The organism is Arthrobacter sp. TMP15, assembly GCF_039529835.1.
Taxonomy (GTDB): domain Bacteria; phylum Actinomycetota; class Actinomycetes; order Actinomycetales; family Micrococcaceae; genus Specibacter.
Genome location: NZ_CP154262.1, coordinates 1,632,896 through 1,646,853, shown reverse-complemented (window position 1 = coordinate 1,646,853; position 13,958 = coordinate 1,632,896). Strand labels below are relative to the sequence as shown.

Annotated in this window: 9 protein-coding genes; 8 read left to right on the top strand and 1 reads right to left on the bottom strand. The window is 56.5% G+C overall.

Annotation, left to right across the window (positions count from 1 at the left end; all coding sequences use genetic code 11):
* Positions 1–182: 182 nt before the first annotated feature.
* The 4 genes from AAFM46_RS07185 (at position 183) to AAFM46_RS07170 (ending at position 6,547) form a co-directional block, all read left to right on the top strand.
* The gene (locus AAFM46_RS07185; RefSeq protein ID WP_343320163.1) at positions 183–674 is read left to right on the top strand and encodes a pyridoxamine 5'-phosphate oxidase family protein; all 492 of its coding nucleotides are present in this window, start codon (positions 183–185) and stop codon (positions 672–674) included.
* On the top strand, positions 667–3,096 hold the full coding sequence (locus AAFM46_RS07180) for a phosphoketolase family protein (protein ID WP_343320161.1): 2,430 nt from the start codon (positions 667–669) through the stop codon (positions 3,094–3,096). The genes AAFM46_RS07185 and AAFM46_RS07180 overlap by 8 nt, the downstream gene beginning before the upstream one ends.
* An 11-nt stretch (positions 3,097–3,107) precedes the next feature.
* Entirely contained in the window at positions 3,108–3,833 is a 726-nt protein-coding gene (locus tag AAFM46_RS07175) for a VIT family protein (RefSeq protein ID WP_343320160.1), read from the top strand.
* 131 nt (positions 3,834–3,964) lie between these two features.
* Positions 3,965–6,547 carry an excinuclease ABC subunit UvrA gene (locus AAFM46_RS07170; protein ID WP_283526624.1) on the top strand — a complete coding sequence of 861 codons (2,583 nt, stop codon included), beginning with the start codon at positions 3,965–3,967 and terminating at the stop codon, positions 6,545–6,547.
* Positions 6,548–6,574: 27 nt separating this feature from the next.
* On the opposite strand, the gene AAFM46_RS07165 is transcribed toward AAFM46_RS07170, so the two are convergent.
* Positions 6,575–8,890 (bottom strand): FdhF/YdeP family oxidoreductase, encoded by a 2,316-nt coding sequence (locus AAFM46_RS07165; protein WP_343320159.1) that lies wholly within the window; start codon positions 8,888–8,890, stop codon positions 6,575–6,577.
* Positions 8,891–9,146: 256 nt separating this feature from the next.
* Between AAFM46_RS07165 and AAFM46_RS07160 the strand changes: the two genes are divergently transcribed.
* The 4 genes from AAFM46_RS07160 to AAFM46_RS07145 all read left to right on the top strand — a co-directional run bounded on the left by AAFM46_RS07160 (position 9,147) and on the right by AAFM46_RS07145 (position 13,907).
* On the top strand, positions 9,147–10,403 hold the full coding sequence (locus AAFM46_RS07160; protein WP_343320158.1) for an FAD-dependent oxidoreductase: 1,257 nt from the start codon (positions 9,147–9,149) through the stop codon (positions 10,401–10,403).
* Positions 10,404–10,480: 77 nt separating this feature from the next.
* Positions 10,481–11,221, top strand: a complete 741-nt coding sequence (locus tag AAFM46_RS07155) for a succinate dehydrogenase cytochrome b subunit (RefSeq protein ID WP_343320157.1) — start codon at positions 10,481–10,483, stop codon at positions 11,219–11,221.
* Positions 11,221–13,161, top strand: coding sequence for a fumarate reductase/succinate dehydrogenase flavoprotein subunit (locus tag AAFM46_RS07150; RefSeq protein WP_343320156.1), 1,941 nt, complete (start codon positions 11,221–11,223; stop codon positions 13,159–13,161). Before AAFM46_RS07155 ends, AAFM46_RS07150 begins: the two co-directional genes overlap by 1 nt.
* Positions 13,158–13,907: a succinate dehydrogenase/fumarate reductase iron-sulfur subunit gene (locus AAFM46_RS07145; RefSeq protein ID WP_283526613.1), complete on the top strand. Its 750-nt coding sequence runs from the start codon at positions 13,158–13,160 to the stop codon at positions 13,905–13,907. Before AAFM46_RS07150 ends, AAFM46_RS07145 begins: the two co-directional genes overlap by 4 nt.
* Positions 13,908–13,958: the final 51 nt, after the last annotated feature.

The following is a 13,958-nucleotide window of genomic DNA, read 5'->3' as shown; positions in this document are numbered from 1 at the left end:
CCCAAGGCACCTAGATATCTTTAATTTTTTGCTTCCACAGCGAGTCATTGTAGAGCGTCTTTGCCTCTGCTGCGGGCTCGTTAGGGACATTTATGACGTCGAAAACGGTGCTCCTGTTCTATTGGCTAGTTCAGGACCTAGGGCCCTATAAAGTCCGGCGCACAAGGCATAGGGTTGCTTTCATGACAAGTGAAAAGGCGCCGGCAGCGACTTCGTCGAAAGCACACCCCATAGAACACCTGACAAAGCCCGAGTGTTGGGATTTACTTAAAGAACAAGTGCTTGGCCGTCTAGCTGTTGTTGTTGATGATCATCCGGATATATTTCCGGTCAACTACGTGGTGGACGCTGAAACCCTCGTGTTCCGAACGGCAGAAGGCACCAAACTCTACGGCTCAACGAGCAATACGCCTGTAGCCTTTGAAATCGATGGCTACCTGCCCGAGACAGCGAAGGCGTGGAGCATTGTCCTTCGCGGTACTGTCATGCAAATCAAGGAACCCGCTCAAATCCAGACTGTGGAGAACCTTATGCTTCAGCCGTGGCAGGGCGGTATTAAAAACCACTTCATGCGTGTGCGTCCGTTAAATCTCAGCGGGAGACGGTTTCAGGTTGTAAACGCTGATATGTGGAGAACACCCTTGAGCGATGCAAGGCGTGCATCCTTTGAATAACTCACTAGACGGGACCAAAAACATGCCTTCTCAGGATCATCGCTCGCCCCTGGAACCTGGTGAAATCAAGCTATTGAACCGGTATTGGGATGCTGCCAACTACCTCACAGTTGCCCAGATCTACCTGCAGGAAAATGCTCTATTGCGTACGCCTCTACTTCCTGAGCAGATAAAGCCTCGTCTGCTTGGCCATTGGGGCACCAGTCCCGGCCTGTCATTAATCTATGTTCATTTGAATCGGCTAATTCGTAAAACTGGCGCCAAAATCTTATACATGGCGGGACCTGGACACGGTGGACCTGCCGTGATCGCGAACCTCTATTTAGAGGGAACGTATTCGCAAATTTATCCCGAAGTCAGTCAAGACAACGCTGGACTCCGACGGCTAATCCGTCAGTTTTCCACCCCGGGTGGCATTCCTAGCCATGTTGGCCCACCAACACCGGGATCCATTCATGAAGGCGGCGAGCTGGGCTACTCTTTGGCCCATGCCACCGGCGCTGTCATGGACAACCCAGAGCTGATAGTGGCCTGCATCATTGGCGACGGCGAAGCAGAAACAGCTCCGTTGGAGGGTGCTTGGAAAGCACCGTCATTCCTGAACCCCCAGCGGGACGGAGCCGTACTGCCCATACTTCACCTCAACGGCTACAAGATTTCCGGGCCCACAGTTCTCGGCCGGCAATCAGATGAGCAAGTCATTGCACTGCTGCGCGCCCACGGCTGGGATCCCGTGATCGTCTCAGGTGAGGATCCCGCCGTGGTACATCCTCAGCTCGCGCAAGCGTTAGAAAATGCCCACACACAAATTCTCCGTATCCAGGACCAGTCGCGCCGGCAAACAGTTGCCCACTGCGCGCCCTGGCCTGCGATCATCTTGCGCACGCCTAAGGGGTGGACCGGGCCAGATACTGTGGACGGCATTCAAATTGAAGGTACCTTTCGGGCCCATCAGGTCCCCCTGGCAGCAGTAAGAGAAAATCCTGCCCATCTGGCCCAGCTGGAGGCGTGGTTGCATTCCTACCAGCCGGACACCCTCTTTGACGCACAGGGTACTCTGGTACCGGAACTCGCTGCCTTGGCTCCTTCCGGTCAGCTGCGTATGGGAGCTAATCCTTGGGCTAACGGCGGCCCCGAGATAGCCCCGCTGCCGTTGCGCCCGCTGGAAAATTACGCGCTTGAAGTGGGGGTCCCGGGCTCCACGAAACATGAAACCACTAGAGTGTTGGGTGAATTTTTACGCGATATCTACACTGATACTTCCGAAGACCCCCGCTTCAGACTGTTCAGCCCGGATGAGACTAATAGCAACCGTTTGGGTGCTGTTTTCGAAGTCACGGACAGATGTCTGATGGAACCGCTGCAAGGCGGTGATGACCACCTCTCCCCGGATGGTCGGGTTATGGAAGTCCTCTCCGAGCATCTATGCCAAGGCTGGCTTGAAGGCTACGTACTCACGGGCCGTTACGGACTCTTCGCCACCTATGAGGCGTTTGCCATGGTCAGTGCTTCCATGACCATCCAACACACCAAGTGGCTCCAGCATGCACGCGAATTGCCGTGGAGAGTTCCTGTGCCAAGTCTGAACATTTTGCTCACCTCCACGTGCTGGCGCAACGATCACAATGGTTTCAGTCATCAAGGACCTGGCCTCATTGATACCGTCTTGTCCCTATCCGGTTCAGTCATCCGCATCTACCTTCCACCAGATTCAAACACCTTGTTGGCCGCCGCTGAGCATGTCTTACTCAGTAAGGACTACGTCAATCTCGTGGTGGTGGACAAGCAAGCGCACCCCCAGTATCTGAACTTAGAGGATGCACGCAAGCATGCAGCTGCCGGTGCCTCCATTTGGCATTGGGCCGGAAATGAGAACTCCTCCGAAACAGCAATTGCCATGCCCGACATCGTTATGGCTTGCGCCGGAGATGTGCCCACGGAAGAAACGTTGGCAGCGGCCTGGCTCATCCAGCGTTATATCCCCGCGCTGAGGGTGCGGGTCGTGAACGTCATGGACCTGCTGGTACTACCCCCTACTGACACGCACCCGCACGGTCTCTCCGACCCAGACTTCGAACTGCTCTTCACAGCAAATCGGGAAGTTATTGTCGCATTCCACGGATATGCCAGGGCCTTCCACCAGCTGCTTCACGGCCGGGCCAACCCAGGACGATTCCATGTTCGTGGTTACAACGAACAAGGCACCACCACTACACCCTTTGACATGGTGGTTCTTAATAAAATGAGCAGATATCACCTGACGTTGGAAGCTCTGCACAGAGTCAGTGGAGAATTTGAGGGCGCACAGGAACTGGCGGAGCACTGCAAACACATGCTGGCTCGCCATGAAGCCTACATCCACGAGCATCTGGAGGACATGCCGGAAATTCGTGACTGGCTGTGGTCACCACCGGAACTGTGAAAACCCCTGGTATGAACAAAATAGAAAGTTTCCATGAGAATGAACCACACACGGCTAACCTCGCAGGGCGGCTGAACTGGCTTCGAGCTGGGGTTCTTGGTGCTAATGACGGAATAGTCTCAGTTGCTGCAACCGTTGTTGGGGTGGCTGGTGTGACAAATTCGCCGGCTCCGATCCTCGTGGCCGGGATCGCTGCAGTTGTTGGCGGTGCAGTCTCGATGGCTCTTGGCGAGTACGTTTCGGTCAGTAGCCAGCGAGATAGCCAAAGGGCGTTGATCGAGAAGGAACGCCGCGAATTGGAGGAGGACCCTGAGACCGAATTGGCTGAACTCGCTGGTCTCTACCAAGCCAAAGGGCTCAGCGTCACAACAGCTGCGCAAGTGGCACTGGAACTGTCCGCACATGACGCTCTAGCCGCACATCTCTCGGTTGAACTAAACATCAATGAGCACGATGAAGTTAATCCTTGGCAAGCTGCATACGCTTCAGCGGCAGCGTTTACCATTGGTGCAGTCCTGCCAATGCTCGCCATCTTGCTTCCGCCAACTGAGCTGGCAATTCCCGTGACCTTCGTTGCTGTTTTGCTTGCCTTGGCCCTTACCGGTACCCTTAGCGCAACCATCGGAGGCAGCTCCAGAACCGTCTCAGCCACACGACTAGTTATTGGTGGCGCACTGGCATTGGCCGCCACATACGGCATCGGAAGTGCGCTCGGGGCAAGTGGCTTCATGCAGTGAGGCACTCGCTTTCCAACGTGCGTGTAGTCCAGATTTGGGCATCCTCTTTTCCGTCAAGGACGCGGATTCTGCCGGTCTCGGGAACTCGAGTGAATTTTCTTGTAGATCATTAATGGTCTAGTGTCGGGAAAATGTTAGATTCTCATGTTCCCACGCCACAGTTTCAAGCTTCTGATGAGCCGTTGGAGGGGTATGTACGCGTTCGAGGTGCTCGCGAGAACAACCTTAAAAATGTTGACGTTGATGTTCCGCGGGACGCGATTGTTGCCTTTACCGGCATCTCCGGTAGCGGCAAATCGTCCTTGGCGTTTGGAACCATTTTTGCTGAGGCCCAGCGCCGCTACTTCGAGTCAGTTGCACCCTACGCCCGGCGGCTGATCCAGCAGGGCAACACCCCGTTGGTGGAGGAAATTACTGGGCTGCCTCCTGCAGTGGCGTTGCAGCAGCGACGGGGAACACCAAGCACACGTTCGTCAGTAGGAACGCTCACAACCTTGTCGAACTCACTACGCATGCTCTTCTCCCGTGCCGGGGAGTATCCGGACGGCGCGGGGATACTGTATTCGGATTCTTTCTCTCCCAACACGGTGGCCGGAGCCTGCCACGTGTGCCATGGACTGGGTATTGCCCACACTGTCAGTGAAGAGCTCCTGGTCCCGGATCCCTCACTTACCATTCGCGAGGGTGCAGTGGCTGCTTGGCCGGGCGCGTGGCAGGGCAAAAATCTGCGGGATATCCTCGCCCACCTCGGCTATAACATCGACGTCCCGTTCAACCAGTTGCCACGGACGCAGCAAGAATGGATCCTGTATACGGACGAGCAGCCCGTCGTGGAGGTCACCCCACAGCGTGATCGTGTGGCAAAACCTTACAAGGGCAGGTTCTGGAGCGCACGTAGCCACGTTCTGCATACCCTTTCCGACTCCAAGAGTGCGTCCATGCGCGAACGTTCTCTGGCCTTCATGCATTCAGGTCCCTGCCCTAGCTGCGAGGGAAGTGGTTTGCAGGCAGCTGCCTTGGCAGTGACGGTGCAGGGGCGCAATATCGCCGCGATGAACACTCTTTCCTTGACGGATCTCACCTCAGTGCTGCAAGAGCTCGAAACCTGCGACCAGGGAGGGGACGGCACTAGCACGGCCGTTGCCGCGGCCATTGCTAAAGACCTGCTCCAACGCGTACGAGTTCTTTTGGATCTTGGGCTTGGGTACCTGAGCCTGGGCCGGGCCACGCCCACCCTCTCCCCCGGTGAAATGCAGCGACTGCGGATCGCCACACAGCTGCGGTCAGGTCTATTCGGTGTCATTTATGTCCTTGATGAGCCATCAGCGGGACTGCACCCAGCAGATGCCGAACCTTTGCTGGAGGTACTGGAGCAGCTGAAATCATCGGGCAACTCCGTCTTCGTGGTTGAGCACAATATGGACCTTGTGCGGCGCGCGGACTGGCTGGTCGATGTGGGTCCCCAAGCGGGAGAAGCCGGCGGACGAATACTCTACAGCGGACCTGTTGCCGGCCTCGCGCAGGTAGAGGACTCGGTGACCAGGCCCTTCCTCTTCGGCACGGCCTCACCTGCCGCGCCGATCAAAGCTGGTGTGGGTGCCCAAGCCAAAAAAACAGGTGAGGGAGAGAGCGCGCTCACTCATCGGGGCAACGCTAAGAACTGGGTTCAGATGGACGGCATCACGTTGCATAACCTGGTGGGTGTCGATGCGGCTATCCCCTTGGGCGTACTCACAGCTGTCACTGGTGTGTCCGGCTCCGGCAAGTCAAGCCTGCTTCAGGTCATGTCCAGGGCCGCGGGAGTTCACGTGCACACTGTAGATCAAGATCCCCTGCCAGCCGCGGCTGAGGGTGGCGAGCAGCAACCTCACGAGGGTGCGGATCAACCCATTGAGCTTGTGCGCAAAATGACCGGGCTGGATCCCGTGGATCGACTGGTTCAAGTTGACCAACGACCCATCGGCCGTACACCGCGTTCCAACCTGGCTACATACACTGGACTTTTTGACGCCGTTCGGCGCGAGTTTGCAGCCACAGAGGGGGCCCGCACTCGAGGATTCGGTCCAGGACGCTTCTCCTTCAACGTTGCTGGCGGGCGGTGTGAAACCTGTCTTGGAGAGGGCTCAGTAGCAGTAGAGCTCCTGTTTCTACCCGGCAGTTACGGACCCTGCCCTACTTGCCACGGATCTCGATTCAATGAAGAAACCCTTGCCGTGGAATACCACGGCAAGAACATTGCACAAGTGCTGGCCTTGAGTGTGGACGCGGCAGCTGCCTTCCTCTGCGATATTCCGGCGGCAGCACGCAGCTTGGCTACTCTCCTTGAAGTGGGCCTTGGCTACCTTCGCCTTGGCCAACCTGCAACCGAACTCTCCGGTGGTGAGGCCCAGCGCATCAAATTAGCCACCGAACTTCAGCGCGCCCGCCGCGGCCACACACTTTACCTTCTGGATGAACCAACTACCGGCCTTCACCCGGCGGATGTTCGTCTTTTGTTGCACCAGCTCAACCGGCTTGTGGACGCCGGTAATACGGTGGTGGTGGTTGAACATGACATGGACGTCATTGCAGCGGCCGACTGGGTCATTGATCTGGGTCCTTCCGGTGGAACCGATGGGGGGCGGATTATGGCAGCAGGCACGCCCGAATACGTCTCGACGGTTGAGGACAGCCGAACCGCTCCCTATCTCGCCAAAGCGCTGGAGCGCTCCTAAGCTGGAGCTCCCTTAAACATGCGCTGCCTAGTGGGCAGGGGTGCCTGCGGCCGCTGGCTCGAGCCGGACCACCAGATGTTTGGATACGGGAGTGTTGCTCTCCTCGGCCACCGCTTCCAGCGGAACAAGTACGTTAGCTTCCGGATAATATGCAGCTGCACAACCGATGGCACTGGGATAGGCCACCACACGGTAGTTGCGCAATACACGTTCCACGTCGTCTGCATATTCGCCGTAAATATCAACGTACTGGCCATCCGCAAGACCCAGGGTCGCGAGATCCGCCGGGTTGACAAAAACCACTTCACGACCTTTTTTGATCCCTCGGTAGCGGTCGTCATGACCGTAGATAGTGGTGTTGAACTGGTCGTGTGAGCGCATGGTCTGCAAGATCAGGCGCCCCGGCGGGCACTGCACGTGTTCAAGATCATTCACAGTAAACATGGCTCTACCAGTGGCAGTGTGAAAAGTCCTAGAGTCACGTGGGCCGTTGGCCATGACAAACCCGCCCTCCTGCCGGATTCGTTGGTTGTAGTTCTCACAGCCATCCACCACCCGCGAAATATGATCGCGGATCAGGTCATAGTTCCCCTCAAAACCAGCCCAGTCCACCTTTACTTTCTCTGACAAAGTTGCCTGGGCCAGCCGGGACACGATTGCCACCTCGGAGAGTAGATTTGGTGCCACTGCCTCCACCTTTCCCCACGATGGATGGACGGCACACACTGTGTCCTCCACTGAAACGAATTGTTCACCGCTTGCCTGACGGTCAATTTCAGTGCGGCCCATGGTGGGCAGAATCAGTGCCTCCTGACCGAGAACCGTGTGGGATCTATTTAATTTTGTGGAAATCTGAACGCTCATCTCCAAGTTCTCCATAGCCGCCTCCGCAGCGTGCGTATCAGAAATTGCGGCCACAAGGTTCCCGCCCATCGCCACGAAAACTTTCATGTCGCCGTCGCGCATTTTCACAATGGTCTGCACAGCGTCAGTTCCATGTCCGCGAGGCGGCTCAAAGCCAAACTCCTTTTCAAGTGCATCTAGAAATGCTGGCGGCATCTGCTCCCAGATGCCCATGGTTCGGTCACCTTGGACGTTGCTGTGTCCGCGGATAGGAGAGGCCCCGGCACCGGGTTTTCCGATGTTGCCACGCAGCAGCAGGAGGTTGATGATCTCCTTGATGGCAGCGACCCCCTTTTTCTGTTGAGTCAAACCCATGGCCCAGGTGATGATGACTCGTTCAGCTTTGAGATAACGCCCTGCCAGTTCATCAATCTCAGCCAAAGTCAGCCCGGTGGATTCCATGACGGCCTGTTCATCAAGTTGGTTCAGATGAGTTTTTAGCTCCTCCAGCCCCTCGCAATGGTCCTGGATGAACTCTCGGTCAAGGACAGTACCCGGATTAGCTTCTTTGGCGTCCAGTACCCGTTTGGATACAGCCTGCAGCAGGGCCATATCTCCGCCCAGGCGTATCTGCATAAACTGGTCGGCAATATCAGTGCCACGTCCTACGATGCCTTTAACTTCTTGCGGATTTTTATAACGTCGCAGCCCTGCCTCAGGCAGTGGATTGACGGCAACAATCTGGGCCCCGTTATTTTTTGCCTCTTCCAGGGCGGTGAGCATTCGGGGGTGGTTAGTGCCAGGGTTTTGTCCCATGATAATGATGAGATCTGATTTACCGAAGTCGTCGTAGGAGATAGTGCTTTTACCGATCCCCAGAGTTTCTCCCATAGCCCAACCGGTGGATTCATGGCACATATTGGAGCAGTCCGGCAGATTATTGGTGCCGAAAGCGCGTACAAAGAGCTGGTATGCAAATGCTGCCTCGTTGGAGGTGCGGCCACTGGTGTAGAAAACAGCCTGATCAGGTGACGCCAGGCTGTTCAACTTCTCCCCCAGGATCTTGAATGCCTCATCCCAGCTGACAGGACGGTAGTGGTCCTCCCCCGCTGGCTTGTACACCGGCTCGGTAAGTCGGCCCTGCTGGCCGAGCCAATACTCAGATTTCTGACGAAGTTCGCTGACAGAATGCTCTGCCCAGAAGCCCGAACTGACGGTGATGGGTGTGGCTTCCCACGTAACGGCTTTAGCTCCGTTCTCACAGAACTCGAAGGTCTTACGGTGATCGGGGTCAGGCCAGGCACAACTCATGCAGTCAAAGCCGTCCTTGTGGTTCATCGCCAGCAACGTTTTACGGCTCCGCTCCACACCCATGTCACGAAGTGCCGGCCCCATCGAATGTAAGACACCTGGTACTCCAGCCGCCCACTCCTTTGGGCTGCTAACCTCAATATTTTCCTGGCTTGGTTCTTCCAGGCGAGGAGATTTGTTCCGTGCCATGCCGCACTTCCCTTCAGCCACCCCGGCCGGTGATTGAAAAGGTGTGCCACCGGGGTCATCGCGCACCTACCCTAGGCCTAACAGCTATTCGGGAGAGCTGCAAGGCAAAACGCACTTTTCTCTACCCGGAGCCCTCACCAGTGAACACAATTTGGCGTTGACTACACCTGCGCACCCTGGCTGTACAGCGGGTGCCATAGGCCCCTAGCCGATACCCGCCTGTGGGGCTACGCTCAATTTTATGGATACTGAACGCATGTCAACCCAGGAGACATTCGTCATCGTTGGTGCTGGAATGGCGGGCGCAAAAGCCGCCGAGGCGCTGCGTGCGGAAGGGTTCCTTGGCCGTATTGTGCTCATCGGGGAAGAACCAGAGCGCCCCTATGAACGGCCACCGCTTTCCAAAGGGTTCCTACAAGGCACAGTGGAGCGGGAAAAGATCTTCGTCCACTCCAAATCTTGGTACACAAAAAACAAGATCGAACTTCGAAGTAGTACCAAGGCCACTGGGATCGATACGTCAGCGCACCGGGTGGATTGCGCTCGGGGAGGCTCTGTCTACTATGACAAGCTGCTACTGACCACGGGCGCGTCCCCACGCCCGCTGACCATATCCGGCAGTGACAGACACCGGGTTTACTATCTCCGTCGTATTGAAGACAGCCAGCAGCTGAAGTTTGCACTCTCAGTGAGCTCCCGCGTGGCCATCATAGGCGCTGGTTGGATTGGGCTGGAAGTTGCCGCCGCCGCACGGGATGCCGGCTTAGACGTTACTTTGCTAGAACGCGGGGAAATTCCTCTCCAACACATCCTGGGAGCTGAGGTAGCCGGGATCTTTGCCACCTTGCATACAGACCACGGAGTGGATCTACGCTGCAACACCCAAGTAAGACGTATCACAGGAGATAATCCCCGCCAGGGCACCGGCGTGGAATTATCTGATGGAACCGTGATCGATGCTGATCTCATTGTTGCTGGGATCGGAGCCGTGCCCAATACTGCCCTGGCGCAGGCAGCCGGTCTGGAGTTGGAGAACGGCATCAAGGTCAATGAACACCTGTGCACCTCCGACCCTGACATATATGCCGCCGGTGACGTTGCTAACGCTTTTCACCCGCTGTTGGGTCTACACATTCGTAGCGAGCACTGGTTCAATGCGCTGAGCCAGCCAGCAGTGGCGGCCCGGTCCATGCTGGGTCAAAACGCGGAGTATTCAGAGGTACCCTATTTTTTCACCGACCAGTTCGGGCTAAGCATGGAGTACTGCGGTTATATGGCACCAGCCGGCTACGAGGAAGTTCTCTTCCGAGGAGATAAAGAAACCTTGGAATTCATGGTTTTTTGGCTCAAAGAGCACCGCGTAATCGCCGGGATGAACGTAAACATCTGGGATCAAACGGAACATATCAAGGCACTTATTCGCTCGGCTCTACCCGTCGATACCGAACAGCTGGCCAATATTGATGTCTCTTTGGAGACCATCCTTATGAACGCCCAGGCCTCCACCAAATAGTGCCCTCCTACGGATTCGTACAGCGCTCTAGCGTGTTGTCAGGTCGCGATCTAAGGTGTCCACATGAGAGCTTTGTTATGCAGGTGAAGACGAACAATGTGACCGGTGCACCATCAAGAAGTGCGCGCTCCACAGCGGCTCGATCCTCTGTGCTGCTCCACGCGGCAATGGCCGTCACCGGGCTGATCATGATCCTGTTCCTCCTGGCGCACATGTACGGGAACTTGAAGGTTTTCGAGGGTCAACAGGGCTTCGATGGATACGCGGGCTACCTACGTGAGATCGGGGAGCCACTTCTGCCCCATGCCGGAGTGTTGTGGATCTTGCGCGTAATTCTGTTGGCAAGTGTCCTGCTCCACATTTTCTCTGCCCTCACCTTGTGGCACCGCTCCCGGCACGCCACAGCAGGCAAAGGCGGATGGAGATACGAGAGTCGCAAGAACCGCCGTGGTGTCCAGCGAAGTTACGCCTCATTCACGATGCGTTGGGGCGGAGTCGTCATTGGTCTCTTCGTGATTTACCACCTTTTACACCTGTCAGCTGATGTCATTGCTCCTGGTGGGGCCTCGGCGAGCCCCTACCAAAGAATGGTTAACGGTTTCGCAATTTGGTGGGTTTTGTGTTCTTACGTGATAGCCCTGATAGCTCTTGGTTTTCATTTGCGCCACGGCATCTGGAGCGCGTTCGCGTCCCTTGGTGCCAATAAATCGTTATCCGGACGCCGTTTCCTCAACCAGTTGGCAATGATGATTACGCTGGTGATCTTGGTGGGCTTTTTAGTTCCACCAGTGGCTATCTTTGCAGGATGGGTGAACTGATGGAACAGTTTTTCACAATCGGAGAACCCATTCAAGACACCAAGACTCCCGCGGGGCCTCTGGCCGATCAGTGGGAGTCTCGTCGCTTTGGCGCCAAACTGATCAACCCTGCCAACCGGCGCAAGCTCTCCGTCATCATGATCGGTACTGGATTGGCGGGCGCTTCGGCCGCGGCAACTCTGGGGGAGGCCGGTTATCACGTCAAGAGTTTCTGCTATCAAGACAGCCCTCGGCGCGCCCACAGCATCGCCGCACAGGGTGGGATTAATGCAGCTAAAAACTATCGCAACGACGGGGACAGCGTTCGCCGCCTGTTTTACGACACCGTCAAGGGCGGGGACTACCGTTCCCGGGAGTCAAACGTCTACCGCCTTGCGGAAGTCAGTTCTTCCATCATCGATCAGTGCGTTGCCCAGGGCGTTCCGTTCGCTCGGGACTACGGCGGACTATTGGACACTCGCTCCTTTGGCGGCGTGCAGGTTTCTCGAACTTTCTACGCTCGCGGCCAGACGGGCCAGCAATTGTTGTTGGGCGCTTACCAAGCACTTGAGCGCCAAGTCGCTGCGGGCACCGTGGAAGTCAACACACGCCACGAGATGCTTGACCTCATCGTCATCGATGGGAAGGCCAGGGGCGTTGTGGTCCGGGATTTGGTCTCCGGGGCCTTGGAGACTCACCTGGCCGACGCCGTCGTTCTCGCCTCAGGTGGTTATGGCAACGTCTATTATCTCTCCACGAATGCCATGGGCTGCAATACAACGGCCACCTGGCGGGCGCACCGCAAAGGCGCACTGTTCGCTAACCCGTGCTTCACACAAATCCATCCAACCTGTATTCCTGTCAGTGGAGAGCATCAATCAAAACTGACGCTGATGAGCGAATCATTGCGCAACGACGGGCGTATTTGGGTTCCGAAGAAAGCTGGTGATACCCGGTCCCCAGCGCAGATTCCACTCAACGAGCGGGACTACTACCTCGAACGTGCCTACCCCGCGTTCGGCAACCTCGTTCCCCGGGATGTGGCCTCCCGGGCAGCCAAGAGTCAATGCGATGCCGGGCATGGGGTGGGACCGGGCGGACGCGGAGTCTACCTGGATTTTGCCGACGCAATAGCCCGGCTGGGTCGGGCTGCCATCGAGGAAAAATACGGCAACCTTTTTGACATGTATCAAAAAATCACCGATGAAGATCCCTACCAGGTGCCGATGCGGATCTATCCTGCGGTGCATTACACCATGGGTGGGCTCTGGGTGGACTACGATCTGGAGAGCTCCATTCCCGGATTGTTCGTCATTGGCGAAGCGAACTTCTCAGACCACGGTGCTAATAGGCTCGGTGCCAGCGCACTAATGCAGGGTTTGGCCGACGGCTACTTCATTCTGCCTAACACCATCAATGACTATTTCGCCAGAAATCCTGTCACGGCCCTCGATTCATCCCACCCGGAGGCAGTGAAAGCGCTTGAGACGGTCCGAACTCGCCTGAAGTACTTCCTTGCCATCGACGGCAACCGGAGCGTTGATTCATTCCATAAGGAACTAGGCAGCATTCTCTGGGAATATTGTGGAATGGAGCGCAGCGCCCAGGGACTTGCCCAGGGGCTTGAGCTGATCCGTGCACTCAAACACGAGTTTTGGACAAATGTTAAAGTCACTGGCGTGAACGAGGAACTAAACCAGACACTGGAACGGGCCGGCCGTGTTGGTGATTTCTTCGAGCTAGCCGAGCTCATGTGCATTGATGCGTTGCACCGGGAAGAGTCCTGTGGCAGCCATTTTAGGACTGAGAGCCAGACGGCCGACGGCGAAGCGTTGCGCAATGATGGTGCGTTCACCTATGTTGCGGCGTGGGAATTCACGGACGAGGACTCCCCGCCGCGGTTGCGTAAGGAAATCTTAGAATACTCCAACGTTGAGCTGGCCCAGAGGAGCTACAAATGAACATCACGGTACGCATCTGGCGTCAACATGACCATACTGCCCCCGGCCAGATGGTTAACTACGCCGTGGATGGTATCTCTGCCGATATGTCTTTTTTGGAAATGCTCGACGTGCTTAATGATCAACTCACCACTGCCGGGGACGACCCTGTGGCCTTTGACCACGACTGCCGCGAAGGTATCTGCGGCATGTGTAGTCTTGTTATCAACGGCATCGCCCACGGTCCCGAAGCCTTGACCACCACCTGTCAGCTGTATATGCGCCACTTCAACGATGGCGACACGATCGACGTCGAACCTTGGCGTTCACAATCTTTCCCGATCCTGCGAGATCTCATCGTGGACCGAAGCGCCATGGACAGAATCATTCAGGCAGGCGGCTTCATCAGCGCCCCCACAGGATCTGCACCTGACGCTGCGGCGGCTCTGGTGTCCAAGAACGACGCCGACAGGGCATTCGACGCCGCTGTCTGCATTGGTTGCGGTGCCTGTATCGCCGCATGCCCCAACGGATCGGGAATGCTGTTCACAGGTGCCAAAGCGAATCATTTGGGAATACTTCCCCAGGGGCAGCCAGAGCGCCAGTCACGGGCATTGGCCATGGTTAATCAACATGATGCTGAGGGATTAGGCGGCTGCACACAGATTGGCGAATGCACGGCCGTGTGCCCTGTTGGCATCCCACTTGACATGATTTCCTTCCTGAACGCAGATGTACTCTCGGCGTTGGCCCACGAAAAAGACTGACCCGCTGGCTACTGTCAGCTTTCGTGAGGCGCAGTGAGAATGGCGTGGCAT